This is a genomic window from Bradyrhizobium sp. 192, assembly GCF_023100965.1.
GTDB classification, from domain to species: Bacteria; Pseudomonadota; Alphaproteobacteria; order Rhizobiales; family Xanthobacteraceae; genus Bradyrhizobium; species Bradyrhizobium symbiodeficiens.
In genome coordinates this window covers 209,530-233,631 of the sequence record NZ_CP064691.1, presented here as the reverse complement: position 1 = coordinate 233,631, position 24,102 = coordinate 209,530, and the positions used below count along the sequence as shown (strand labels likewise).

General features: G+C 61.4%; 20 protein-coding genes and 7 pseudogenes. 22 read left to right on the top strand and 5 right to left on the bottom strand.

Annotation, left to right across the window (positions count from 1 at the left end):
- Nucleotides 1–169 precede the first annotated feature (169 nt).
- The 3 genes and pseudogenes from IVB24_RS39625 to IVB24_RS39615 form a co-directional block, all read left to right on the top strand.
- Entirely contained in the window at nucleotides 170–415 is a 246-nt protein-coding gene (locus IVB24_RS39625; RefSeq protein WP_247403490.1) for a hypothetical protein, read from the top strand.
- Nucleotides 412–2,883, top strand: coding sequence for an ATP-binding protein (locus tag IVB24_RS39620; protein ID WP_247774320.1), 2,472 nt, complete (start codon nucleotides 412–414; stop codon nucleotides 2,881–2,883). The genes IVB24_RS39625 and IVB24_RS39620 overlap by 4 nt, the downstream gene beginning before the upstream one ends.
- A gap of 291 nt (nucleotides 2,884–3,174) precedes the next feature.
- Nucleotides 3,175–3,402 (top strand): annotated as a pseudogene (locus IVB24_RS39615) (thermonuclease family protein); the annotation flags it as partial.
- 44 nt (nucleotides 3,403–3,446) lie between these two features.
- Here IVB24_RS39615 and IVB24_RS39610 read toward each other — a convergent pair.
- Both IVB24_RS39610 and IVB24_RS39990 read right to left on the bottom strand, forming a co-directional pair.
- Complete coding sequence (locus IVB24_RS39610; protein ID WP_253075699.1) at nucleotides 3,447–3,980, bottom strand: IS5 family transposase; 534 nt, start codon at nucleotides 3,978–3,980, stop codon at nucleotides 3,447–3,449.
- Nucleotides 3,937–4,158, bottom strand: a pseudogene (locus IVB24_RS39990) (transposase); the annotation flags it as partial. The gene IVB24_RS39610 and the pseudogene IVB24_RS39990, both read right to left, overlap by 44 nt.
- A 105-nt stretch (nucleotides 4,159–4,263) precedes the next feature.
- Between IVB24_RS39990 and IVB24_RS39605 the strand changes: the two are divergent.
- The 7 genes and pseudogenes from IVB24_RS39605 to IVB24_RS39570 form a co-directional block, all read left to right on the top strand.
- Nucleotides 4,264–4,557, top strand: a pseudogene (locus IVB24_RS39605) (thermonuclease family protein); the annotation flags it as partial.
- A gap of 94 nt (nucleotides 4,558–4,651) precedes the next feature.
- The gene (locus IVB24_RS39600; protein WP_247403498.1) at nucleotides 4,652–4,909 is read left to right on the top strand and encodes a hypothetical protein; all 258 of its coding nucleotides are present in this window, start codon (nucleotides 4,652–4,654) and stop codon (nucleotides 4,907–4,909) included.
- Nucleotides 4,910–5,333: 424 nt separating this feature from the next.
- A complete protein-coding gene (locus tag IVB24_RS39595) occupies nucleotides 5,334–6,281 on the top strand; it encodes a zincin-like metallopeptidase domain-containing protein (RefSeq protein WP_247774319.1) in 948 nt (315 codons plus the stop codon).
- 106 nt (nucleotides 6,282–6,387) lie between these two features.
- Nucleotides 6,388–6,546, top strand: a pseudogene (locus IVB24_RS40280) (DNA-binding protein); the annotation flags it as partial.
- Nucleotides 6,547–6,653: 107 nt separating this feature from the next.
- The gene (locus tag IVB24_RS39585; RefSeq protein WP_247282178.1) at nucleotides 6,654–7,715 is read left to right on the top strand and encodes a toprim domain-containing protein; all 1,062 of its coding nucleotides are present in this window, start codon (nucleotides 6,654–6,656) and stop codon (nucleotides 7,713–7,715) included.
- A gap of 330 nt (nucleotides 7,716–8,045) precedes the next feature.
- Entirely contained in the window at nucleotides 8,046–8,969 is a 924-nt protein-coding gene (locus IVB24_RS39580) for a DUF2493 domain-containing protein (protein WP_247403505.1), read from the top strand.
- Nucleotides 8,970–10,139: 1,170 nt separating this feature from the next.
- Nucleotides 10,140–10,460, top strand: a complete 321-nt coding sequence (locus tag IVB24_RS39570) for a DUF736 domain-containing protein (protein ID WP_018458991.1) — start codon at nucleotides 10,140–10,142, stop codon at nucleotides 10,458–10,460.
- Between the two features lie 514 nt (nucleotides 10,461–10,974).
- Here the strand turns inward: IVB24_RS39570 and IVB24_RS39565 are convergent.
- A complete protein-coding gene (locus IVB24_RS39565) occupies nucleotides 10,975–11,238 on the bottom strand; it encodes a helix-turn-helix transcriptional regulator (protein ID WP_247282301.1) in 264 nt (87 codons plus the stop codon).
- Between the two features lie 77 nt (nucleotides 11,239–11,315).
- On the opposite strand from IVB24_RS39565, the pseudogene IVB24_RS39560 reads away from it, so the two are divergent.
- Nucleotides 11,316–11,592 (top strand): annotated as a pseudogene (locus IVB24_RS39560) (DUF2285 domain-containing protein).
- Between the two features lie 182 nt (nucleotides 11,593–11,774).
- Here IVB24_RS39560 and IVB24_RS39555 read toward each other — a convergent pair.
- Nucleotides 11,775–11,997 (bottom strand): annotated as a pseudogene (locus IVB24_RS39555) (helix-turn-helix transcriptional regulator).
- Between IVB24_RS39555 and IVB24_RS39550 the strand changes: the two are divergent.
- From IVB24_RS39550 to IVB24_RS39505, 10 genes are all read left to right on the top strand, one after another.
- Nucleotides 11,990–12,355 (top strand): hypothetical protein, encoded by a 366-nt coding sequence (locus IVB24_RS39550; RefSeq protein WP_247282177.1) that lies wholly within the window; start codon nucleotides 11,990–11,992, stop codon nucleotides 12,353–12,355. The pseudogene IVB24_RS39555 and the gene IVB24_RS39550 overlap by 8 nt on opposite strands.
- A complete protein-coding gene (locus tag IVB24_RS39545) occupies nucleotides 12,352–12,624 on the top strand; it encodes a DUF2285 domain-containing protein (RefSeq protein WP_247282176.1) in 273 nt (90 codons plus the stop codon). The genes IVB24_RS39550 and IVB24_RS39545 overlap by 4 nt, the downstream gene beginning before the upstream one ends.
- A gap of 381 nt (nucleotides 12,625–13,005) precedes the next feature.
- The gene (locus IVB24_RS39540; RefSeq protein WP_247282175.1) at nucleotides 13,006–13,284 is read left to right on the top strand and encodes a helix-turn-helix domain-containing protein; all 279 of its coding nucleotides are present in this window, start codon (nucleotides 13,006–13,008) and stop codon (nucleotides 13,282–13,284) included.
- Nucleotides 13,285–13,287: 3 nt separating this feature from the next.
- Nucleotides 13,288–14,190 carry a replication initiator protein A gene (locus IVB24_RS39535; protein WP_247774317.1) on the top strand — a complete coding sequence of 301 codons (903 nt, stop codon included), beginning with the start codon at nucleotides 13,288–13,290 and terminating at the stop codon, nucleotides 14,188–14,190.
- Nucleotides 14,191–14,644: 454 nt separating this feature from the next.
- Nucleotides 14,645–15,109, top strand: coding sequence for a DUF2840 domain-containing protein (locus IVB24_RS39530; RefSeq protein ID WP_247403508.1), 465 nt, complete (start codon nucleotides 14,645–14,647; stop codon nucleotides 15,107–15,109).
- Nucleotides 15,109–15,615 carry a S26 family signal peptidase gene (locus IVB24_RS39525; RefSeq protein WP_247282172.1) on the top strand — a complete coding sequence of 169 codons (507 nt, stop codon included), beginning with the start codon at nucleotides 15,109–15,111 and terminating at the stop codon, nucleotides 15,613–15,615. Before IVB24_RS39530 ends, IVB24_RS39525 begins: the two co-directional genes overlap by 1 nt.
- Nucleotides 15,612–16,514 (top strand): lytic transglycosylase domain-containing protein, encoded by a 903-nt coding sequence (locus IVB24_RS39520; protein WP_247282171.1) that lies wholly within the window; start codon nucleotides 15,612–15,614, stop codon nucleotides 16,512–16,514. Before IVB24_RS39525 ends, IVB24_RS39520 begins: the two co-directional genes overlap by 4 nt.
- Nucleotides 16,515–16,846: 332 nt before the next feature.
- Complete coding sequence (locus IVB24_RS39515; RefSeq protein ID WP_247476073.1) at nucleotides 16,847–17,935, top strand: IS110 family transposase; 1,089 nt, start codon at nucleotides 16,847–16,849, stop codon at nucleotides 17,933–17,935.
- Between the two features lie 546 nt (nucleotides 17,936–18,481).
- Entirely contained in the window at nucleotides 18,482–20,206 is a 1,725-nt protein-coding gene (locus tag IVB24_RS39510; protein ID WP_247408865.1) for a DUF3363 domain-containing protein, read from the top strand.
- Between the two features lie 276 nt (nucleotides 20,207–20,482).
- Nucleotides 20,483–20,689, top strand: a complete 207-nt coding sequence (locus IVB24_RS39505; protein WP_247408864.1) for a cold-shock protein — start codon at nucleotides 20,483–20,485, stop codon at nucleotides 20,687–20,689.
- A 178-nt stretch (nucleotides 20,690–20,867) separates the two neighbouring features.
- On the opposite strand, the pseudogene IVB24_RS39500 reads toward IVB24_RS39505, so the two are convergent.
- Nucleotides 20,868–21,691: pseudogene (locus IVB24_RS39500) on the bottom strand (polysaccharide deacetylase family protein).
- Between the two features lie 439 nt (nucleotides 21,692–22,130).
- Between IVB24_RS39500 and IVB24_RS39495 the strand changes: the two are divergent.
- Nucleotides 22,131–24,101, top strand: coding sequence for a conjugal transfer protein TraG (locus tag IVB24_RS39495; RefSeq protein WP_247408863.1), 1,971 nt, complete (start codon nucleotides 22,131–22,133; stop codon nucleotides 24,099–24,101).
- Nucleotide 24,102 lies beyond the last annotated feature (1 nt).

The window sequence follows — 24,102 nt, the reverse complement described above, 5'->3', positions numbered from 1 at the left end:
CGCCGTGAGATGCTGCGCATTCTGAGCCCGGTGGACTGACCGCGAGCAATCATAATCGGGTGGAGTGGCGGCGCTGCGCCGGCAGCGCGCCTCAGAACCGACCTATATCACGCGGCTGAATGCCGGAATCGAGTAGATATCCAAAGTGGATAGACGCCGGGGGGCTACAATGGCTAAGGACAGGCTAACTGCGTTTGAGATCGATGACACTCAAACAGTCGATGAAAATATTTCTGCATTCACGAGCGAACTCAAGACAGTCGATGATGCTCTCGCAAGAGTTTTGTCTGCGTCGCTCTCCAAGATCAGCCTAGAAATCCCATTCGATCAAGGCGAACTGCTTGACGCATTGTATGCGGCGACCGCGCCCGTCGAGCCCGAACAACCTTTCTCCAGCGAAGGCGCCGCACAATGAGCGGTTGGTATCTTCAAAGGGTCTCCATCGAAGGGTTTCGCGGCATCAACAACGAGGGCGCACCGCTCGTACTCAAACTCAAACCGGATTGCGTCAACTCGATTTCCGCGCCCAACGGGGTCGGAAAGACATCAATCTTCGATGCCATCGTTTATGCGATTACCGGTCGAATTCCGAAGTTGGAGGATCTACCGGCAGCCGAAAAGGGACCATCCTACTATCTTAACCGCTTCCATACTGGTGGCGTCGGGACCGTCGCTCTGACCTTGGAGCCGGCCGCCGGTGGCGCGGAGGTCACCATAACCGTCCAGCGCGATGCCGCAGGCGCCCGGACTGTCTCGGCGAGCAACGGCGCAGATGGAGACGCCATTCTCGCCGATATCAATCGCGAGTTCGTCCTCCTTGACGGAAAGACCTTTCAGGACTTCATCGACTTTTCACCGCAGAAGCGCGGTCGATCGTTTGCCGGACTGCTCGGTCTGAAGCGTTACTCCGCCTTGCGACAGGGCCTTGCGTCACTTGCGAACACGAAGGCATTCAACAACCACTTCGGCGTGGCCGCCAAGGAGGCCACTCAAAACGGCGCGACCGTTACCGCACAGCGCGCCCGGGCCAACATCAAGGAGGCCTACACGGCCCTCGTCGCAGACGAGTATGATCCGGCGGAAGCCGAAAGGACGATGCTCGCGAAGGCTCATTCCGCCCTTCATGGCGTCGAGCTGCTTAGGCCGATTTGCGAGGGTCGCACGTTCGAGGAGATCGACCCGTCGGCTTGCGTCGATGCCGCAAAGACCGCCGAGGGTGGTGAGGCAAGAGAACAGCTCGCGAAAATCCTCCGCGATCAAACGAGTTGGATTGACGCGGCGAAAACCGCGCCAAGCGAAGAGGATGCCGGGCGTTTGATCGAGCTAGCGGACGCCCGCGACACTGCGCTGCAGGTCACCCAAGGGGATCTGTTCCATCAGCTCTACGGCCTCAGCGAAACCATCCTTGCCGATGACTCCTGGGCGGATAAGTGCGTCTGCCCGGCGTGCGACCGATTGGACACCAATTCGGTTCTCAATCATGTTCGTCGTAAACTCGCCGACTTCGAGGCGGTTGAGGCGGCTTCGGCTAATCTGGTTCAAGAGTGGACCGAAAGGGGCTGGAATCAACTCGAAGACCTGGAGCGGTTGGGTCGCCGACCTGAAGAGGTGGCCCACCTTGCCGAGGAAAAGGACATCGGCGTCAAGGGAACCCTCGACGGCACGCGTGCACGTGCCGTTACTGAATGGCTGAAGACGCTGACCGATCGCGCCGACGCGAAGGTCGCAGAGCTCACGGATAGCAAGATGGCTCTGGAGAAGAGCTTGCCCGACAAACTCACGGCCGTTGTCGAAAAGGCTGAAGCCGCACGTCGTCTTCAGACGAATCTGTCGGACTTGCGCGCCGCCATGAAGGTGTATTCCGCCGTCGGCGCGGAGCTTGCGCGTATCGCCCGGGTAAAGACCTTTCTCGACGCCGCGAGCTCATCGTTCGCCAGCTCTGAATCCGCTACAAGCGCGCGTCGGCTCATCGCCATAGAACCGGTCACGCGGACCATCTTCGCGGCGATCATGTTCACCGATGTCGTGCCAGCACTGAAGAAGCGTGTCGGTAGCGAGGATCTCTCTATCTCCCTCGCACAATTCTGGACCCTGCCAGACATTTCAGCTCAAGCCGTTCTCTCCGAGAGCTATCGCAACGCCTTTGCGATCAGCGTCTACTTGGCGGCGGCGTCGCTCTACGGGGCGGGGGCCAAGTTTCTCATTCTCGATGATGTAACATCGAGCCTCGATTCCGGGCACCAGTTTCATTTGATGAACGTGATCAAAGGACAATTTGCCCGCCCCGGCGTCCCCAGCGGTCCACAGGTGGTTCTGCTGAGCCATGACACCGTTCTCGAAAAGCTGTTCAACACTAACGCGAATGAGGGAGAGTGGTGGCATCAATGCATCCAGGGCACCGCGCGGACGGCCGTCCTGCCGCAGTCGGGTGCGATCCACAAAGTCCGCGATGCAACCCACGCCTTTCTCGACACCGGTAATACGGACGATGCTGCTCCGCGGATCAGGCAGTATCTGGAGTTCAAACTCGAGGAAGTCATCTCAAAGGTCGGCGTACCCGTACCGATTGCCATTGCTTTTAACGACGACAAACATATGGCAAAGAACCTGATCGACGCCATCAAGGCAGCTGTCGATCTCCACGATGCTGCTCGCCGCCTGGTGTTGGAGCCTGCCCAGATCACCGGTCTCGGCACCGCTGTAGCGACCATCGTGAGCAACTACCTGTCCCACTGGTCCACTGGTCAGACCCACGCCTTCACTGCCCCTTCCTTGAAAGGGGTGATGCAGGCGATTGAGAGTTTCGCAAGCTGCTTTGAGTTCGAGCACCCAGCCGGCTCGGGTCAGTACCGCTACTATCGCTCGCTTAGCCAAAAGTTTTGAACATCGGTGGTGAGGTCCTCTTGCCGGCACCGATGAGCCCGGCCTGATTAGCGGTCAACGTCATCGAAAATAGATCGCCTCGCAGGAGCCGCAGATGCAACCGGCTTCGGTTCTTGTTCGCGCGGAACTGGAGACATGTAGTTCCACTCAGCCTTATGGTCAGGTTTGTCCTCGGCCTCCTTGCGGAGTTTCACTATCCCGAGCGGCCTGCGAACCTGCCAGCGCTGTAGCCACTCGCGAACTGGCCGAAATCCAATCCGCGAGATTTGCGGTAGCTAGAAGGTCATTGGAATGCGTCGAACCTCTGTCGCATTGATTATCGCCATTCTGTCGAGCGTAGCGTTGGCCGACGATTTTGTCAGCCAGGCCAGTGTTATCGACGGCGACACATTGGAAATACATGGAGTGCGCATCCGGCTCTGGGGCATCGATGCGCCGGAGAGCAGCCAGCTGTGCCGTGGCGACGACAGCTTACAATATCGGTGTGGTGCTCAGGCGGCGAACGACCTTGACGTCTTCATTGGCCGCAGTGCCGTCAATTGTGTTCTAGGGTCTGTTGGGATTCATCTGGAGTTTATCGCGGCCGCGGCCAGATAGATCATTGAAGTGAAGCTCTGGTCGGTCTTGTCGGCGCGCATTGCGATGCGCTTGAATTCCTTGAGCTTGCCGAAGAAGTTCTCGATGAGATGCCGCCATTTGTACATCTCCTTGTCGATGGCGAGAGGCTGTGCACGGCGCGGATGCTGGGAGATGACGACTTTGGCGCCACGCGCTTCGAGTTCGGCGATGATGGCGTTGCTATCGAAGGCCTTATCAGCGATCAGCGCGTTGAAGGCCAATCCCTCGATGAGCGGCGGCACGCCCACCGTATCGAAACGCTGTCCCGGCAGGAGCACGAAGCGCACGAGATTGCCGAGCGCATCGGTGAGCGCCAGAATTTTGGTGGTCATGCGCCTTTCGAGCGGCCGATCGCCTGGCTTTGCGTCCCCCTTTTGCGCCCTGACCGTGGCGGTGGACCTTGACGATGGTGGCGTCGACCATGGGGTATTCCATGTCGGGATCGTCGGAGATGGCCTCGAACAGCCGCTTCCAGACATCCGCCTTCACCCAGTCGCGAAAGCGCGTGAATGTGCTATTCCAGTGGCCGAACATCGCCGGCAGATCCCGCCAGGGACTGCCGGTTCGGGCGATCCACAGAACGGCCTCGACAAACAGTCGGTTGTCCTTGCCGCTGCGGCCCGGATCTCCCGGCTTGCCAAGACAATGCGGCTCCATCTTCGCCCATTGGGCGTCAGTCAAAACGAATCGGTCCATCCCAAGCTTGAATCACAACCAAGCCCCGATGAGAATCCTGAATCCCAACAGACCCTAGTCAGCCTCGACCCGTATGGCCGCACGGTCGCGACCTGCTCGGTCGCAGGCAAGGATCTCGGTGATTGGCTTGTACGCAACGGTCTTGCGCTGGATTGGCCCCAATACTCGAAGGGCAGGTATCACGAAGCTCAGCGCGAGGCTGAGCGCGCGGGCCGAGGACTCTGGAAGGGCAGCTACGTCGAGCCGTGGCTCTATCGTGCATGCATCCGCGCAAGTGGAAAGCCGTCCGCCTGTTCGGACGATGCAAATGCCCATCCTTTATGCGATCCCTGCAAGGCACCAATCCAGAAGGGGCGTTAGCCAATCACGGCACTTGGGCAGGTGGCTCTGGCGCCGTTTGGGCTGCTCACGCTACCCATCATTTCCAATCCCCTCACTGCACAACGCGAATGAAATGGTTGCAGCCACCGGTGAATTGCCGGCCTCTGGTTACGCGCTTGAAGTGGACGGCCGGCTCAACGCTGAATTTGCAACCAGAGACGGCGCCAGGGCAGGTGGAAGAACTAAAGAAGCGTTTTTTTCCATGCTTCAGATCAGGATCGACGACGCGCAGACCAATGCGCGCGAGGAAATCTTGGTCCTCCGACTTAAGCCCTGGTGGAGTTCTTCCGCTTGTGCGCGTGCGGCTTCCGCCGCATCGGGCTCTCGTTGAACCGAGCCGCTTTGCGTCTCGGCCGTCCGGCTTCGATCCCTCGCGCAAGAGCTGCGGAGCTCCTCGCCGGGGCACTCGGGAAAGGGGCCCCCCTGCGGCGATCGCTATCACTGCCCCGTTCCCGGGTGCCACTATTGAACCGGTCTCGTCGCTGCACTCGGACCCGCGTGCCCCTTTGGGTCGCTATGCTCACGCTCTCCGGGTGCCATTTCCCGTCGAGGCGATGCGCTCTTGGCGCACGCCCGGTCGGGCCTGCGGCCCCAGACATCTCAGTATCTAGTCCTGAAAACTTGGGACGGAAGGCGGACCGGGTCGCAAATGTCGCATTTTGAATTAGAGACTGAGAGTAAGAGTTCGCGCGGTTTTGCCGTGACGGGTTACAGGCTGCGAGAGAGGCTCGCGGTGCCCGTCGCGGAGATCTGCGATGTCCAGACATTATCTTCGGGCGAGCACCGGTGAGGACCGGACGAGCCTTTATGACGACATTACCAACAAGATCATCACCGAACTGGAGGCGGGCCGCGTGCCGTGGGTGCAGCCTTGGGGCTCGGCGGCGCCGCAGGCGCCTTTGGCCTTACCGAAGAGTGCCGCGACCGGCCGCCAATATAGCGGCATCAACATTCTAATCCTCTGGGGGGCCACCACTGAGCGCGCGTTCACCGCTCAGAGCTGGCTTACATTCCGCCAAGCGCTGGCGCTCGGTGGCCATGTCCGCAAGGGCGAGCGCGGCACGACCGTCGTCTATGCCGATCGCTTTGTGCCAGTCGACGAAAAGCGGCGCGCGAGCGAGAACGGTGAGGAAGCGCAGGCCATTGCGTTCCTCAAGCGCTTCACAGTCTTCAACAGCGATCAATGCGACGGCCTGCCCCCGGAGATCGCAACAACAGCGCCGCCCCCGCCGCCAGGACTGATTGAGCCGCAGGTCGAATACCTGATCAAGGCGACCGGCATCGACTTCCGCATTGGTGGTAACCGCGCCTTCTATGTGCCGACAGAAGATTATGTGCAGGTGCCCCCACCGCAAGCTTATTTCGAACCGATCAATTGGCACCGAACGGCCCTCCACGAGCTGGCGCATGCCAGCGGCCATCCGTCACGTCTCAACCGCGACTCGTCGGGCAGCTTTGGGACCAGGAAGTATGCCTTTGAGGAGTTGGTTGCGGAAATCGCGTCGGCGTTCGGTTGCGCCTCGCTCGGTATTGTGCCGACGGTACGACACGCCGACTATATTGGCTCGTGGCTGGAAGTGCTGCGCGAGGACAATCGTGCAATTATCCGGGCCGCTTCCCAGGCCAGCAAGGTCGCCGACTATCTCCTCGGCTTTCTGCCAGAGCCCGCCGCCGATAAGCCGGAGGACCAGCAGGCGGCGTGAGGCTCTACCCGGTGGCCGCGGCGACGAGAGTGAGAGGGCAGGGTCGTTTTCCGCGACGGGTTGGAAGCCGAGAGAGACTCCCGGCTGCCCGTCGTGGAGAATCGATATGACGAAGGCTGTCCAAACAGTCGCGCTCTCCCCCTCGCGTGACATTCCGTTCAGCAAGCTGGTCCTCTGCCCGTCCAACGTCCGGCATGTGCGGGCGGGCATTTCCATCGAGCAGCTCGCCGAAAGCATCGCGCATCGCACGCTGCTGCAAAGCCTCGTGTGCGGGCGGTTGTTCGTGCGTACGGTTGCGAGCGGTGTGGAGGTCCTGTCGAAAGTGCTCGACCCCTATCCGATCACGCGCATCAGTGAGCGGGAGGCCGCCTGATGTTCAGCAAGCCTTGCGAATTAGCACGCCGCCTCGCGCGCGAGGCCGAGGCGGTGTGCCGACACTATCTCTCCAATGGAAAGAGGGAGGGGCGGTACTGGCTGGTCGGCGATGTCCACAACGCCCCAGGGCGCTCACTGTTCGTGCGGCTCCAGGACTCACGGAAAGGCTCCGCCGGAAAATGGACTGACGCCGCAACCGGGGAACATGGCGATCTCCTCGACGTCATCCGTGAAACCTGCGGCTTGCGCGATTTCCGGGAGGTCGCAGAGGAGGCGAGGCGCTTTCTGAGGCTGGCTCGTACTGAACCGGAACTCGTCCCGAAACCCGTTCGTCCGTTAGGACCGGCCGGATCGCAAGACGCGGCAAGACGGCTCTTTATGAGATCGCAACCGATCGAGGGGACGCTGGCCGAGACATATTTGCAGCGTCGCGGGATCGCCCACCTGCACCATGGTGGCAGCCTGCGTTTCCATCCGCGCTGCTATTATCGGCCCGACGAACACCTGCCAGCCGAGACCTGGCCGGCGATGATCGCCTGCGTCACGGATCTCGAAGGCAGGATCACTGGCGTGCATCGCACCTGGCTCGACCCTGACGGCTTTGATCGCATTCGGCTGGGCAAAGCTCCGATCGATACGCCGCGACGCGCGATGGGCGATCTCCTGGGGAACGCGGTTCGCTTCGGCGTGCTGGACGACGTGCTCGCTGCCGGCGAGGGAATCGAAACCATGCTGTCGCTACGTTACGTGTTGCCGATCATGCCAATGCTGGCTGCGCTCTCGGCCAATCATCTCTCCGCCATGGTTCTTCCGACCGGGCTGCGCCGGCTCTACATCGCCCGCGATGTCGATGCCGCTGGCGATGCGGTGCAGGCGACCCTCAGCCAGCGCGCAGCGGACGCCGGCATTGAAGCGGTCACGCTGTCGCCCCGGCTGGGCGACTTCAACGAAGATCTGCATGTCTTCGGTGTCCATGCTCTCCAAGCAGCGTTGCAGCTCCAGCTCGTGCCAGAGGACGTCGTTCGCTTCCTGCATCCCTCGACTGTACCCGCGGAATAGCTTCCGGTCCTTGATCGACGTCGATCGGCCAGTCATAGGCGAGGCCAATACCGGAAGAGGACGCGACCTCGGCCTTCTAGAGAGCGATCGGACGGCAGGCGGAGCGCGCCGGCAATGGCTACGGCCGGCTATTTTCCGCCGCGCGCCAGTGATGTGAAGACACATCATTGGGTTCGCCGCGCGCTTTGCATCGCGAAGCAAAATAGCCGGCCTCCGCCATCCTCCGCTGCCGCTTCGGCCCTTTCGGGTTCTGGCACGCTTCGGCCGCCGTCAGAGGATCGCCACGAAGGCGGCGATAGTCGCGGCCGATCCGGCAAAGGACCTCTTCCCATGACCGACCATGACGACGTCGAACCGCTGCACAACTCTTCTCCGACCGACCAAGTCATCACCGAACTCCAGCTCTTCGGCTATCACCCCTTCGACGACCAGCCCGATCCAAGACCGCTCCCAGAGGGCAAGATGGTTGGCGGCGCCGTCGCCGATATCTTCGACGCCCTGGTCGCGACCTTGAGCGACACCCGGCTTGAGCCGGACCTTGACGATCTGCTCTGGTCGACCGTCAACCTGTTCCATCGTGCCGTCGAGCGCGTCGAAAGGCAGCTCGATAACAACGAACAAGCGCAGCACAAGAGCCAACGCGAGCAGAACGGGTCCGAGGTGCGATCGGTCGAACTCGAGCGCCTGACCGCCGAAGGCGTCACGCTGATCGAACGCCGCAACTGCCTGGAACTCTTCCGTGACCAGGCCATCGAACAATTTGAGGTCAACACCGGCGCATCCTGGCGCCCGCGATCGGGATCATTGGTCAACCACCGCACGTTCACCGCAGCGATGATCGACTCCCGCGACTTCATTGCCGCCAAACGCCGCGCCGAAACCGAGGTCTTGTTGCCACCCGGGCCGAAAATCGCACTCACCGGCGGGCTCGACTTCAATGACCACAACCTCATCTGGGATCGCCTCGACAAGGTTCATGCCAAGCACCCGGACATGGTCCTCCTGCATGGCGGCTCTCCCAAGGGCGCCGAACTGATCGCCTCCAAATGGGCGACCAATCGCAAGGTCCCACAGATCGCTTTCAAGCCGGACTGGACGAAACACGCCAAGGCGGCGCCATTCAAGCGCAACGACGCGATGCTCGAACTCCTGCCGATCGGCGTCATGCATTTTCCGGGCACGGGAATTCAGGACAATGTCGCTGACAAGGCGAAGCGGCTCGGTATTCCCGTTTGGAAGTTCGGCGGCTCATGAGCGCCGTCTACTCGCCTGGAAGACGACGAAGACGGAGTTGCGCGCCGCAACTCCGCCTACTTCCGATTTTCGGTCCGAAGCCGCGCCGCGGTGGTGGTGGAGGCGCGACCAATACCTCTGTGCATTGGAGCCACCACCATGCTCGCCCTTGGGCTTGCCCTCAACACGCTCGGCATCGGTTTGTTCTGCTGGCTGATCCTTGCGCTGGCGGTCTATGCCTTGCCGTTTTTCGTCGCGCTCAGTGTCGGAATATCGGCATTTTCGCGATGGCGCGGGCCTCTTCGGCGCACTGCTTATCGGAATTGCTTCTGGCGCGCTGACGCTTGCCGCTGGTCAGCTCACTCTCGCGGTTAATCGGTCCTTGACCTTGCGCGTCCCGGTCGCAACCGTCTTCGCGGTCCCGCGGCAATCGCCGGCTACCATGTGGTGTTTGCCCTGTCCCAGATCGGGGTGCGTTCGCCGAGCTGGCGGCAGGCCTTCGCTTGCGTAGGTGCGCTTTGCATCGGCGGCACGGCATGGGCGCGTTTGACCGCTTCGCGAGGCCCCCCACCGTCTCACTCGGCCGGGGTGGTGGAGAATACACCTCGACCAATTCTTCCAGCCGCCACGCTCGAGCGATGAGGCTTCGTCGTCATCAGGTCGAGCAAGCTCGCACAGAGACCAGGTTGAACGAGACGGCGTCGAGCTCGAGCGAAAGGCAACCGCGTCTCCCTTCGAAGCCTTTATGCAAGGCCCACCAATCTCTGTCTGGCTCGCATAGCTGGGTGGGGCGCGCCGCGCTCGATCATTCCTGCGGGAGACGATACCGCCCTTTGCGGCAGATTGTTTCTCCTTCTGCGCCGGCCCGTCCCGACCTCTTGCTCAGAACAACCGAAATTTGCCACTCATCTCCTTAGGATTGCGGTTCAGCGCGCGGACGCACGTGGCCTCCTTGATGGCTCGATCTGGCCCAAGAGCGGCTGCGCCTCGATCGTCTGAGCCGCAACGCCGTTGATGCGACTTTCTTCCCCTGGGCTTGCGCCCATTCCTCGCGAGACAAGAAAGTCGCTCCAACGGCGTCCTCCGCTGCGCTCCGGCCTGCTAGCGGGTGCGTCGCCGATCGTCTTCGGCCTTTAGATCGCCATCGAGGCCGCGGTGGTCGCGGGCTCGAAACACAACAGGAGAAGTGACATGGCTAACATCGGTTCTTTCAAGAAAGTCGGCAACGATTTCCAGGGCGAGATCGTCACCCTGAGTTTGCAGGCCAGGGGCGTCCGCATCGTCGCCGAGACCAACCGCTCCAACGATAACGCTCCCAGCCACCGCATCTATGTGGGCCGGGCGGAGATCGGGGCAGCCTGGTCCAAGCGCTCCGAGGAGGGCCGCGATTACCTCTCGCTCAAGCTTGACGACCCGTCGTTCAACGCGCCGATCTACGCGAACCTGTTCGATGACGAAGGCGGAGAGGGCTACACGCTCCTCTGGTCGCGCCCGCGCAAGAACGGGGAGTGAGGCTCGGTCCAAAGCCCCGCCTGAGTTGATCGGGCGGGGCTTCTTTTCCAGCCTAAGGCGGCAAGATGATCACGCTGCTGTTCCATTGGAGCGGTTCTCACATCACCTCTCGTGGGTACCGATATCTATTTTGGTCTGGTCAATGCCGGTATCGTAGACAGCTTGCTCTTGGGGCAGCGAGGGGCTTTGCGGAGCCCGGGGACCGAGCGCCTCAACCTCATAAGTCACCGCTGCGGCGCTAACGCTTTGCTGACCTTGCATCGGGCGTCTAATCGGGCGGAGGCACAATCGGAATGGCAAGTCCGGCGTCTACGCGGTCCCGTTTTGACCATCATCTTGAAGCCCTTCACTCACGCTTGAGCATTGCCGGATGGATTGTAAGGGCAGGAGGCTACACCCTCCTTAGGTCCGACCGCATAAAACCGGCAAGCAGAGCTCGAACAAAAACCTCGTCGAACCGCTCGTGCGAGGCTTCTTGCAGGCGCAGGGGAACGTCTCGCCGCGGTACGATGCTCTACTGGTCAATCTTTTTTCCTCTTCGGTGCTTTAGGAAGCTCTTGGAGAACTCCTGGTCCGGCAAGACAAGATTCACGTGGCTAACACCCAGTGTGGTTGCGAGTTCGAACAGCGTCACCACGGTGGGATTGCGCCGACCTTGTTCCAATCCGCTGATATATTGTTGCGTGAAGTCGGACGCCTCTGAGAATTTCTCCTGCGTGAAGCCTTTCTGCTTCCGCAGTTTTAAAAAATTCCGACCCACCAACTTGCGCATATCCATCGGCGCAAGTTGCTTCTTCACATTGAACTGAGGAACCGTGCCTGCGCACGTCTATTGTCATTCTTGCGAGATTTATCATGCAAACACCGCCCCTTGAGCCGCATGTCGCCGCCTGCGCCCCCACAGATCCAGCGCTCACATCCTATGATGAGGAGCATCTGGTGACGTACTGGCGCCTTCTCGACGCCGCGGCAGATGGCGCCGACTGGAAGGAAGTGGCCCGAATCGCGCTGCACATTTGATCCGGACCGAGAATCGATGCGGGCGCAAACTGCATTCGAGAGCTATTTGAGGCGCGCTAGATGGCTGGCAGATCACGGCTACCGTCATCTGGTTGCGCGGTGGCGCAGGTAGATAGCAGGATTTGGCCATCCGAGTTGAGAAGTCAATTCTCTCCGACCATCATGGATCTTCTTGAGCATCACTTGGTGATCGCTTCCACGGCAACTTGGCACTCCCACAGCCCTTATTGACCGGCTATCGAGTCAATCGCGCTTGGAGAGTTCAGCCCGGAGTAGATGCGGTCGAGCGCACAATCACGCACGAATTTTGCTCGCCTTCTCCTCGACCAGTTGGGCGGGTCGAACTTCCAGAGCCTGCGAGACTTGCCAGATCGTAAGCAGGGTCACGTTTTGCAACCCTCTCTCCATTGATGAACGCGCGGTCGACACCCATGCGCTCTGCCACCGCCTCTTGGGTCAGGCGCAGGTCTAACCGAAATCGACGCGTGTTTGCTCCAAAAAGCTTGCGGATGTCCATCCGCAGGATAGGAAGCATTCGCGTATTTGGCGCTGCTTTCACCCATGACCCGCAAGGGTCTTTCTACGAGCAGACCATCTTCTGGGCGCCCGAGGCGATGCCAACGGTGGTGCCGGTCGTTCGGAGCGCGTCCGGCCGTCAAGGTTCGGACGTAGTACTTCCGCTTGCTGACCTCACGTCGGCCACCATGAGGCAAGCACCGGACGGCTGGCATGCCCTCTTGCTGGTCCAGGGCACGCAGCATCGATTATGGCTCAGTGAGGCCCCGCACCTCGGCACCGGATATGCCACCGAATTGCCGCTTGACGAGAATTCGTCGCGCGCGCCCACGCCGCGCATCGCTTATGGCGAACGTTGAACGGCCGCCCGCCGGGACCTGCCTTTCACCGGCTTTCGGCCCAGCAGCGGAAAAGGCTCGGCCTGGCTCTGCGAGCGCGGGATGGGCATGAGGATGGCGCATCCTATCGAACGATCGCGGAGGTGATGTTCGGCAAAAAGCGACTCATCGAGCGCGGCTGGAAGACCCACGACGTGCGCAGCCGTACCATTCGCCTGGTCAAAGCCGGTCGCTTCATCGTGCGCGCTGGCTACCGTTCATTGTTTCGGTCGAGATCCCGCCAGAGATAGATCTGCATAGCGTACAACTGATGCAATCAGGTCAGGTTTGGCGCCTCTAGCCCTCCCGCTGACTGCACCGGCGGGCGGCCCGCGATTGGATCTTACGCCTCATGCGCGCCGATCGCCTGCGTCGCATCGGAGCGCTTCGAGCTCCCCCGCACCACGCCTAACAACTGAGACGTCCCTGGCTGCGCAGCAGAATCGTCGGCCGATTGCTGGACTACCAAGCCTGCATTCCTCTTTTGCCGATCGCAGCGCGAAAGCAAAGGAGGGGTGCCGAAATCGCCCTAACAATGTTCGGCATCCCCTCACGTGCGTTCGCTCCTCCATGGTGTCCCTTGACGCGCGATCAAACTCCGTCGCGCTCCATGACATCACGGGAGCGATCCGATGCCCGACCCGAACGCCGGCACGCCGCAGCGCTATCTTCGCACACCAGAAGCGGCACGCTTTCTTGGCCTCTCCGGCCGCACCCTCGAAAAGCATCGCACCTATGGCACAGGTCCGACCTACCGCAAGCTGGGCGGCCGCGTCGTCTACGCGCTCGAAGACCTGAAAGCATGGGTGGACCGCGGCGCCAAAACGTCGACCAGCGATCCCGGGGTTGGCACGGTCTTGCCCGCCAAGCGGCACCCGCCCATCCCTTACGCTGGCAAGGAGCGGCGCTGACCCATGCCGGACAGCAACTCCTTTGCGCGCTCGCGGCGCAACTCAGAACGGGATCAGCTCGATCTGTTTCGCGCTCTTCCCGGTGATCTCGCGCCGCGCGACGCGCAAGACTTAATGGCTTATCCGTTCTTTTCGCTGGCGAAGTCGAAACGGACCGTTCCCATCGATTTTGGGGTCGGGACAATCAAGATCCGTGTCGGAGCTGTGCCGGAACATGGCATGGCGACCATCTGGGATGCGGACGTGCTGATCTGGGCCGCCTCGCAAATTATCCAGGCGCGTGATGCGGGTTTGAAGACGTCGCGGTTGATGGCTGCCACCCCTTACGAGATCCTGACCTTCGTGGGACGCGGCACAAGCGTGCGCGACTACGATCGCCTCAAGGCTGCGCTCGACCGGTTGCAATCGACCACTGTGATGACATCCATTCGCCAGCCGACTGAGCGCCGGCAGCATCGGTTCTCGTGGATCAACGAATGGAAAGAGACGGCGGATATGCACGGCCGCGCCCGCGGGCTCGAGCTGATCCTGCCAGACTGGTTCTACACGGGTGTTCTGAACGAAGCGCTCGTGCTGACGATCGACCGCGCATATTTCGATCTGACTGGCGGACTGGAGCGCTGGCTTTATCGCCTCGTGCGCAAGCACGGCGGTCGCCAAAAGGGCGGCTGGAGCTTTGATCTTGTGCACCTCCACGCCAAATCGGGCTGCCTATCGCCACTCAAGCACTTCGCATACGACCTGCGCCAGATCGTTCGACAGCAGAGATTGCCAGGATATGAACTGGTCATCTCGCACGACCCAAATGGGACGGAACGGCTGAACTTCGCTCCCACTCCGGTCGACCCGCTTACCCACCGGCTGCGCAAGCGCGGGCTTATCTCCGGCTCGGGGGAAAACCTGTGAATCCCGCCGTGCTATCAGGGACCAGCGCCACCGTGCCATCGGGGACCGAAAACGCGTGCCATCAGGGACCGCTATCGCGGAAAAGCCCTTGCCACAGACGAGCTTCCGCTTCCTCTAACTTTCCTAACCAGGAATCCTTCGGATTCCTTCTAACGGACCCCCAGTCCACGTCGCGGCAGAGTTCGTGGCTGTCCGGTCAGCCTACCGCCTGCGCCAACCTCCGCACGACAGCGGCTGAGCTGCGTCTTGCTTCCTGGAAATGGATCTTCGCAGTCCTGGACCTGCAGGAGCGTTATCTCCTCCCAAGGCGCGCTTGGCGTTCTGACGCGGCCGTGAGCGCGGAGCAGTCGTGCTTCGCCCCGCCTGTCGTTTGCCTATCACGCCTCCTCGTCCTGGACTTCAGATCGCCACGTCTCAGCACCGCGCCTGCCGTCTTGCGATATGGAATTTCAATATGAATGATCTCACGACCGTTGAGCTCCTGTGGCTCGAGAAACGCATCGAAAACCGCATTCGGTTCGGCCGGCCTACATCGGAAACGATCATCGACCATCACCGGCGTGTTCTTTCATTTGCGCCTGGCAGCATTTTTGCGTTCGTACGCTGGAGCTCCAATGACTTCGGAACTGTACTGTCACGCATCGATATTCTGCGCGCGTGCGCGCCGGGGCAACGCTACTCGACCGTGCCTTGGATCAGTCCGGGCGGCGAGAGCCTGCTGAGATTGTCAGGTTGGCCGAAGGTCGAACGTGTCCTGCAGCTGATCGGCGCGGTGGAAGCACTGGGCATCGATCCTGCCGACGCGGCGCCCGACTACTGGCACCACGCGCACAATCGCCTTTCCGTGAATGAAACTCCGCGAAGCTACACCCGTGCGCGTCACCAGGCGTGGCTCCGGCGCCAAAGGGCGACACTCTGATGGGCCGGCTCATAACACTTCTTGCCATGTGCGGTGGCACGGCTCTTGCGCTCTCCGCCGACCGGTGCACAGCGCCATGGTATATTTGGAACGCTTCGCATAGCGTGCCGATCGGTCTTTACCGCTTGCAGCCGGTAGAGCGTCTCCGTGTCACCTCGCTCGTAGCCGTTCGCCCGCCTGAGCCGCTTGCGTCGTTCCTTGATTTGAACGGCTATCTGCCGCTCGGCATTCCCATGCTCAAGCGGGTGTTGGCGCTCCCTGGGCACACCGTCTGCAGACGAGAACTCACTATCCTCGTCGACGGCATCGAGATGGGCGAGGCCCGCGAGCGCGATGGCCGTGGGCGGCCTTTGCCCGCATGGCAAGGATGCCACGTCCTGACGGCCGACCAGATCTTTCTGATGAACTGGGAATCGGCCGATTCTTTTGACGGCCGCTATTTCGGGCCGATCGCGGCCTCCGCCGTCATCGGCCAGGCCTTGCCAGTGTGGACAAAGGACGAATGACCATGCTTGCCTTGCTTCATCGACTTGCAGCTTCATCATGCTTCCGCGGACCGCAATCCCCTTGCTCCTTCCCGGCCAAGCTCGTCAGCAGATGCGGGCGCGCCGATGATGATCAGCTGCAAAGGCCGCACGTTGACTTCTCCCAGGCTGCGCTCGAGGCGATGCGGGCATGCCGTCCGTCCTTCCGTATCATCGTGGCATTCCTGGCAGCTTTGGCAGCTGTCGAATTGCCGTGGAGCTGTCGAGCCCAATCCGAATTGCAGGCGCCTGCTCCGCCCTCAACGTGCCTTGGCAAATTCGTCCCATATGCGGCCTTCATTGCCGAGGCGTCCCGCCGGTTTGCAGTTCCCGTGCAATTGGTTTGTGCCGTGATCCAGGTCGAAAGCAGTGGCAAAGCGCACGCCGTGTCATCTCGAGGTGCCCTGGGCTTGATGCAAATCATGCCAGGGACGTGGGTCGACCTGAGCGCCCGCTACAATCTAGGCATCGACCCCTTCGACCCCCATGACAACATTTTCGCGGGGGCCGCCTACCTGCGAGAGATGCTGGACCGGTTCGGCTCGGACGGATTTCTCGCTGCCTACAACGCAGGCCCCCAGCGCTACGCGAAGCATCTGACGACGGGGCGCGCGCTGCCTGAAGAAACCCTGGCCTACCTGAACAAACTCGAGCCATTGACCGGCATGATACAGCGCTGGCGCGATACTTCGGTCCCTGGTCACGGCACAAATTGGAAGCAAGCCAAGCTGTTCGTTCCGCGATTTTATCGCTGGTCGCGCGAACGGAGCTCGGCATCCGCTCTGCACGAAACGCCTTCATCGAAAGACGCGCTGAATTCCCACGCGACTGAACTTTTGCCCCATGCGAGTGGCCTGTTCGTGCCGCGATCGGGGAGGTGAAGTCTCAATGACGATAATCGCATCTCCTCGCATGCCATCGCAAGGTCTCGCATTTTGGAAAGTGATGAGGACACGGGCGGAAGGAGCAGACCGGGGATGGCCTGTTCGTGCCGCGATCGGGGAGGTGAAGTCTCAATGACGATAATCGCATCTCCTCGCATGCCATCGCAAGGTCTCGCATTTTGGAAAGTGATGAGGACACGGGCGGAAGGAGCAGACCGGGGATGGCCGCCCGTAATCGGTCTCCTGCAGAACTTGCGGCGGCGGAGCAGATGGTCTGCGCGATGAATATTGCGCACACTGCACCGGCTCAGCAACGCGGGAGGCGTGTGATGGAATTCTTCTGTGGTTTGGACGTCGGCATGGACGAGACGGCGATCTGCGTGGTGGATGCGACCGGCAAGGTGATGCTGGAGACGGCGGTGGTGACCGATCCGGACGCGATCAAGGTGGCGCTGACGCCCTATCTTGGCCGCTTGCGACGCCTTGGTCATGAGGCGGGATCGCTGTCGCCCTGGCTGCATCCGGAGCTGCTCAGGCTTGGCCTGCCGGCGGTCTGCCTGGAGACTTTGCATGTTCGCGCGGCGCTGAAGGCGCAGCGCAACAAGACCGACCGGGCAGATGCGCTCGGGATTGCCCACATCATGCGCACCGGCTGGTTCCGGCGCGCCCATATCAAGAGCGAGGCCTGCTACCGGCTGCGGCTGTTGTTGACGCACCGGCGCAATCTGAAGCGCAAGTTTGTGGACCTCGAGAATGCGATCCGGCACTCGCTGAAAGTGTTTGGCATCCGGCTGAACCGGGTCGGGCGCGGCGGCTTTGCGCAAGTCGTGCGCGAGGCGGTGGCCCACGATGCGCTTGTCAGCGAGCTGATCGACGCCATGCTGAATGCGCGCGCGGCGCTGTGGAAGGAGTACTGCCGGCTGCACGACCTGGTGGTTCGCCTGGTCGCCGGCCATGAGCTGTGCCGGCGCTTCATGCAGATTCCTGGCGTCGGCCCGATCGCGGCGCTGAGCTTTATGACCGCGGTCGACGATCCCTCGCGCTTCAGGCGCTCGCGCGACGTGGCGGCCTATTTTGGCCTGACCTCGCGGCGCTGGCAGTCCGGCTCGTCTATCGACGTCAAGGGCCGGATCAGCAAGGCGGGCGACGGTGACGTGCGGCGGGCGCTGTACGAGGCGGCCAGCGCTTTGCTGACTCGCTACAAGAAAAAAGACAAGGTCAAGGCGTGGGGGCTGGCGCTGGCCAAGCGCTCCTCGCACCGCAAGGCGACGGTGGCGGTAGCGCGCAAGCTCGCTGTGATCATGCATGCGATGTGGACCAGCGGCACGTTCTACTGCGGCGATCCGGACGCCTCGGCGGCGGAGATGCATGCCGAAACAACAGCTAAGCAGCGCAAATTGCTCGGGCCCTACGCATGAGGCGCGTGATCCTGCAACCTGGCAACGACGCGGTGATGGCCGCGACCTGAACACGGAGCTCCGCCGCCGGCGGATGAGGACTGGTGCAGCACCAACAAGACGGAACGCACGTTATCTTGCCTGCGACGATGCATCTTCGGATGCCGACCGATCGCGCCGGATTGCCTGTGATGTGGCTCCGTCACACCGATGGAAAGATGCGCCGCGACGGCGTCCGCGCTGCCTTGCTGCAGCGAAACTGTGCCGTCGCTGAGCGCGGAAGACTGCACGGCGCATCAGGACTCGCAAGCCTCGCGGCGCATCGTGTCATGGCGTGGATCAGAGAGGCTTGTCGCAAGCGAGAAAGGAAGCGAGAATGGCTGAGGTCAGACAGACGACACGACCGATTAAGACGGCAGGATAAAAGCCGCAAGGTGCGGCCGGTCGGTTGCGAGAAATCTTGCCTTAGTTTCAATCATCCGGTGCAACTTGCGAATCTTGAGCGCACATTTTCAGTTTTGCCAAATTGCAGCCGCGGCTCAGCTTTTTGCACTCTGCCGGCAAACGATGGCCGGTAAGGACGACTTCCGAATCCGCCCTGGCCGCATTCGCTCTACGCGAGCGCCGCGGGCAAAGCCGTTTCTGGCGCAGGCCCTCAGAGCCGCGCAGAAGGCCGGCGGCCTGTCACGCGGCTATCGTCGTGGAACAAACTTCGGGCGTGGGCGCGCCGCGAGCCTTGCAGCGTCCAGACTGCTCAACAACCGCGCTCGCGGCGCCATGGTCAAGGCGCGGGTGGTTCGCCGAATGCGCACGCCCGGGGCGCTGCGGGCCCATCTTGGTTATCTGCAGCGTGACGGGGTCACCCAGGACGGAGCGCCAGGCAAGCTCTTTGACGCTCTCGGAGATGAAGCAGACGGCCGCGCCTTCGCCGAACGCTGCGAGGGTGACCGACACCATTTCCGCTTCATCGTTTCGCCCGATGATGCAGGCGAGCTCACCAGCCTGCGCAGCTTCACCCGTGAGCTCATGGATCAGGCCTCGCGCGACCTTGGAACGCGCCTCGAATGGGTCGCGGTCGATCACTGGAATACGGAGCACCCGCACATTCATATTCTCGTGCGCGGACGCGCCGATGATGGAAAAGATCTCGTCATCAGCCGCGATTACATCGCAACTGGCTTGCGCGCCCGGGCCGGCGATCTCGTCACCCGCGAACTGGGTCCCCGATCCGAGCTCCAGATCCGGGAAGGGCTGGAAGCCGAGGTGACCGCCGAACGCTGGACCAGGCTCGACCGGGTGCTCGCGCGGCAAGCGGGATCGGCCGATGGGGTCATCGATTTAAGGCCGGAACGGGATGGTGCCCGGGACCCGTTACGAGACATTCGGATCGGGCGGATGCGGATGCTGGAGCGCCTGGGTGTGGCAGAGCCGGCGGGGCCCGCTCGCTGGGTCTTGGCCGAAGACGCCGAGCCACGCCTGAGGGCGCTTGGCGAGCGCGGCGACATCATCAAGCGGCTGCACAAGGCGATTGCCAAGGATGGTATCGCACGCTCACCGTCCTCCTTTGCGCTCGAAGGCGAGCATCACGGTGAACCGATCATTGGCCGTCTCGTCGCCCGCGGACACGACGACGAGCTGAGGGGCAATGCCTTTGCCATTGTCGACGGCATAGACGGGCGCGTCCATCACCTCAAACTCCCCGATATCGAGGCGGCTGGCGACGGACCGATTGGAGGCGTCGTGGAGCTCCGCCGCTTTGAGGATGCGAAGGGACGGACACGCATCGCACTCGCGGTAAGATCGGAACTCGTCCTCGACAAGCAGGTCACCGCGGAAGGCGCCACATGGCTCGACCGGCAGCTTGTGGCGCGCGAACCTGCTGAGTTCTCGCGCGCCGGTTTCGGCGCAGAGGTCCGGGCAGCCCTGGAACAGCGAATTGATGTGCTGGCAGAGTACGGACTTGCCCAGCGGCACGGCGACAGAGTGCGGCTTGGCCGCGATCTGATCGAGACCTTGCGAAGCCGCGAGCTCGATAGCGCCGGCCGGCGCCTTGCGGAGGAGACCGGGCTTACGCATCTACCTGCTCAATCAGGTGAACAGGTTTCGGGGACATATCGTCAGCGGCTTTCCCTCGCCTCGGGGCGCTTTGCCATGATCGACAATGGACTCGGCTTTCAGCTCGTGCCATGGGCTCCTTCACTAGAACGGGAACTGGGCAAACAGGTGAGCGGGATCGCAGGTCCAGGCAATGTCGATTGGTCCTGGAACCGCAAACGGGGCCTGTCACTTTGACTGGCAGTCTCTTTGCTGGGCTACGACGCAAGACTGCCGCCCTAGCTGGGCTGCGCTCACCCACGTACAAGTGAAGCCCGCTATCCTTTTGTCGCTAGAAGAAGTTCGCCGTAGTCGCGCTCACTGCAACCATGTCCCAGCGGGTCTCGGGGGCCGGGACGTTCGCTGGTTCGACCCTTCTGCGTGCCCGGTTCCGAGCAACTGTCTCCTCCTGGAGATCTTGATGCCGGTGCGAGTTTTCGCTAGATCGCATGTGTTCATTTAGGAGAAGTGACGGTGACGATCGGTACTGTAAAGTGGTTTAACACGACCAAGGGCTACGGTTTCATCAAGCCGGATGACGGCGGCCCCGACGTCTTTGTGCACATCAGCGCCGTTGAAAAGGCCGGATACACCGGCTTGGCAGAAGGCGCTCGGATCAGCTTCGAGGCCAAGGCTGGTCGGTCCGGCAAAGTATCAGCCGAGAATCTCCGGATTGGATAAGGCCGACATCACCGACCGCGGCGGCAACGGTTGGATCGGGATCCCTCCTGAAATGAGACCCGATCTCGCCAAAGAAAGAGAGCTTCGCTAGTGGGCGATACGGCCGTGCCATGGTATCGATGTGGACCCGGGCTCACCGTGAGAACCAGCTGGTTAGATTAACCCAATCTACCCGCTGTCATTGCCGCGAACTGCTGCGGCTTGCCGCTGGGATGACTTCAGCGTTGCTCTTGATCGCGCCAGCCGGCACCAGATGCACGATGCGATAGCCATTCTCGTGCAGATAGCGCAAGAACGCCGGCATCATTGCGGCCGTTTGGGCCTGGGCATCGTGCAGGAGAATGATACCCTTGCTTGCGACCTCCAATCGCCCGGTAACGGTCTTTAGTTCTTGTTCTGGGGTTAGGTTCTCCCAGTCGCCCGCCGGAAGGTCAGCTCCAAACACGACCATCCCGCGCGAACGCAACAATTCGAGCGTCACTGGGCTCGAGTCGAAATACGGAAACCGGAAAAAGCGGGATGGCGGGCTTGGGGCGGAGACGCCCTTGAGCCCGTCTCATCAGCGGCAATTCCGCGATCAATATCCCTCTTGCCCTGTTCGAAGGTCATCTTCGACATCATCGTATGCGACCAGCTGTGGTGTGCGATGGTGGCCCTCGGCAGCTATTCGGCGAACAAGCTCTGGAGACTTTGCGGAGGACTTGCCGACCAGAAAGAACGTGGCCCGCACGCATTCCTCGGCGAGCGCCGCCAGTACCTTTTGCGTGATTGCGGCCGCGGCCCGTCGTCAAAGGTGAGGACGACCTCATGGTCGGCCAAAGGGAGCGTTTCCCGAAAGCTGTTCAACCCAACGCGCGGGTACGCCTTTGCATCGACCTCGAGGACGCGGGAGGTGCCGAGCACATCCTGCCGCGGGCAGTCGGCCGCGTCTGTCACGACCACCCCGGCAAGTAGCAGGGTCACAGCACCAGCAAGCGGCGTGGTCAATCTGAGCAGGCGCATCTTTGAATGCGCCACACCTCCACCTTACCTGAGCCACCAGCATTGCCGAAGTACGATAACCTCATGCGATTCAGGTGGCTCTTGGGGAAGGTCGCTTGGCCGCGGGTGAGCTTATCTATTGCGCGATCGTCAGAACTCCGGGACGCATTCAGCGACACCAGGGTTTGAATGCTCCAGGAGGGGCAATCTTCAGGAACGCTTCACATTACTTGAGCGAAGTCAGCGTTTTCTGCCTATCCATGAGCTCTCACGCACATAATCGGCGTTTCGGCGCCGTCTCGTGATGCAAACCTCGATCGATCAGTCCTGCTTAACTTGAATGGGTTGGCTACGTATCTCGGCTTTGTCCCCGCCGATCTCTGCGCTGCCACGCGCGCCACTGCGACGCGAGCACCATTTTAGTTGTGTGCGCACGTCGATATGCCGAGATAACCCGATCATGTCGGCGACAAAAATCATTTGGCACCAGGTCATCCTGGTCTGCCTCATCGTGCTCGCGTTCCTGTGGGCGGCGACCGAATGGACAGCTTGGCGGCTTGCCTTCCAGCAGCAGCTTGGGGCTCCCTGGTTCAAGCTCGGACATTGGCCAATTTATCAGCCGGCAGCTTTCTTTGGCTGGTGGTTCAAGTTCGATGCTTACGCGCCCGTCGTTTTTCTGGAGGGTGGCGCGATTGCTGCAAGCGGCGGCATCGCGGCCATAGCGATGGCCATGTTGCTCTCGGTCCTGCGGGCCCATGAAGGGCGGGACGTCACCACCTACGGCTCGGCGCGCTGGGCCGATCTACGCGAAGTCAAACGGGCGGGACTGTTAGGCCCTGACGGCGTCGTGCTCGGCCGGTTCGGACGTCACTATCTGCGCCACGACGGGCCCGAGCATGTGCTATGCTTTGCGCCAACGCGCTCCGGCAAGGGTGTTGGCCTCGTCATTCCGACTCTTCTGACCTGGCCGGCCTCCACCATCGTCCATGACATCAAGGGTGAGAACTTCCAGTTGACCTCCGGATGGCGCGCGCAATTTGGGCCCGTGCTGTTGTTCGATCCGACCAATCCGGCCAGCGCCGCCTACAATCCACTCCTCGAGATCCGCCGTGGCGACTGCGAGGTGCGAGATGCTCAAAATATCGCCGATATTCTCGTCGATCCTGAGGGTGCACTCGAGCGCCGCAATCATTGGGAAAAGACCAGCCACTCACTCTTGGTGGGGGCAATTCTGCATGTCCTCTACGCCGAAGCCGATAAGACTCTCGCTGGGGTTGCAAATTTCCTTTCGGATCCATCTCGCCCGATCGAGGCTACGCTCAACGCAATGCTGGCGACTCCGCATCTTGGGACAGGCATCCATCCAGTCGTCGCATCAGCGGCACGCGAACTTTTGAACAAAAGCGAGAACGAGCGCTCGGGTGTGCTCTCGACGGCGATGAGCTTCCTCGGGCTCTATCGTGATCCGGTAGTTGCCAAGATCACCGCGCGAAGCGATTGGCGCATCCGTGATCTCGTCGACCGTCCTGAATCCGTCTCACTGTACCTTGTGGTGCCGCCATCGGACATCGTCCGCACCAAACCCTTGATGCGGCTCATCCTGAACCAGATCGGACGGCGTTTGACCGAGAGCCTTGATCCCGACCGGCGCCGGCAGAAGCTGCTTCTGATGCTTGACGAGTTTGCAGCCCTCGGCCGGCTCGACTTTTTCGAGAGCCAACTCGCCTTTATGGCAGGTTACGGCATCCGCAGCTTTCTCATCACGCAGAGCCTTAACCAGCTCGAACGCGCCTACGGTCCGAACCATGCGATCCTTGACAATTGCCACGTCCGGATCGCCTTTTCGACCAATGACGAGCGCACCGCCAAGCGCGTCTCCGACGCGCTCGGAACTGCGACCGAATTGCGAGCCATGAAGAACTATGCGGGCCACCGCCTGAGCCCGTGGCTTGGGCACTTGATGGTCAGCCGCCAGGAGACCTCTCGTCCGCTGCTGACTCCCGGCGAAATCATGCAACTGTCTCCGCAAGACGCGGTCGTGATGATTTCCGGTGTGCACCCGGTCCGTGCTAACAAGGTCCGCTACTATGAGGATCCGCAATTCCAGCGACGTGTCTTGAAGCCGCCCCGCTTGGAGCCGAACAAGCAGCCCACCCGCCCAGATGACTGGTCAGCCCGCGCCCAAATATCGCCGTCGGGCCAGCTGCTGACCAGGCGCACGGGCAGGAGCGACGAGGCGAACGGCGGCTTACGCCGCGAGCCGGAATTGCATGAGGAAATCGAGATCAAGACGCCGGCCGGCGAGCACGAGTTCGACCCCGAGCTCGACGAGGGTGACGAGGATGCCGTCCAGGCGCAACTGATGAGCCGGTCGATGCAGGGAGTTGCGCGAACCGTCACCCTCGATCCCGACGATGGAATGGACCTGTGAG

Coding starts and splice junctions, on each gene's coding strand:
- IVB24_RS39625 (WP_247403490.1), top strand. CDS start 170: ATGGCTAAGGACAGGCTAACTGCGTTTGAGATCGATGACACTCAAACA.
- IVB24_RS39620 (WP_247774320.1), top strand. CDS start 412: ATGAGCGGTTGGTATCTTCAAAGGGTCTCCATCGAAGGGTTTCGCGGC.
- IVB24_RS39610 (WP_253075699.1), bottom strand. CDS start 3,980: ATGTCTGGAAGCGGCTGTTCGAGGCCATCTCCGACGATCCCGACATGG.
- IVB24_RS39600 (WP_247403498.1), top strand. CDS start 4,652: ATGGTTGCAGCCACCGGTGAATTGCCGGCCTCTGGTTACGCGCTTGAA.
- IVB24_RS39595 (WP_247774319.1), top strand. CDS start 5,334: ATGTCCAGACATTATCTTCGGGCGAGCACCGGTGAGGACCGGACGAGC.
- IVB24_RS39585 (WP_247282178.1), top strand. CDS start 6,654: ATGTTCAGCAAGCCTTGCGAATTAGCACGCCGCCTCGCGCGCGAGGCC.
- IVB24_RS39580 (WP_247403505.1), top strand. CDS start 8,046: ATGACCGACCATGACGACGTCGAACCGCTGCACAACTCTTCTCCGACC.
- IVB24_RS39570 (WP_018458991.1), top strand. CDS start 10,140: ATGGCTAACATCGGTTCTTTCAAGAAAGTCGGCAACGATTTCCAGGGC.
- IVB24_RS39565 (WP_247282301.1), bottom strand. CDS start 11,238: ATGGATATGCGCAAGTTGGTGGGTCGGAATTTTTTAAAACTGCGGAAG.
- IVB24_RS39550 (WP_247282177.1), top strand. CDS start 11,990: ATGTCCATCCGCAGGATAGGAAGCATTCGCGTATTTGGCGCTGCTTTC.
- IVB24_RS39540 (WP_247282175.1), top strand. CDS start 13,006: ATGCCCGACCCGAACGCCGGCACGCCGCAGCGCTATCTTCGCACACCA.
- IVB24_RS39535 (WP_247774317.1), top strand. CDS start 13,288: ATGCCGGACAGCAACTCCTTTGCGCGCTCGCGGCGCAACTCAGAACGG.
- IVB24_RS39530 (WP_247403508.1), top strand. CDS start 14,645: ATGAATGATCTCACGACCGTTGAGCTCCTGTGGCTCGAGAAACGCATC.
- IVB24_RS39525 (WP_247282172.1), top strand. CDS start 15,109: ATGGGCCGGCTCATAACACTTCTTGCCATGTGCGGTGGCACGGCTCTT.
- IVB24_RS39520 (WP_247282171.1), top strand. CDS start 15,612: ATGACCATGCTTGCCTTGCTTCATCGACTTGCAGCTTCATCATGCTTC.
- IVB24_RS39515 (WP_247476073.1), top strand. CDS start 16,847: ATGGAATTCTTCTGTGGTTTGGACGTCGGCATGGACGAGACGGCGATC.
- IVB24_RS39510 (WP_247408865.1), top strand. CDS start 18,482: ATGGCCGGTAAGGACGACTTCCGAATCCGCCCTGGCCGCATTCGCTCT.
- IVB24_RS39495 (WP_247408863.1), top strand. CDS start 22,131: ATGTCGGCGACAAAAATCATTTGGCACCAGGTCATCCTGGTCTGCCTC.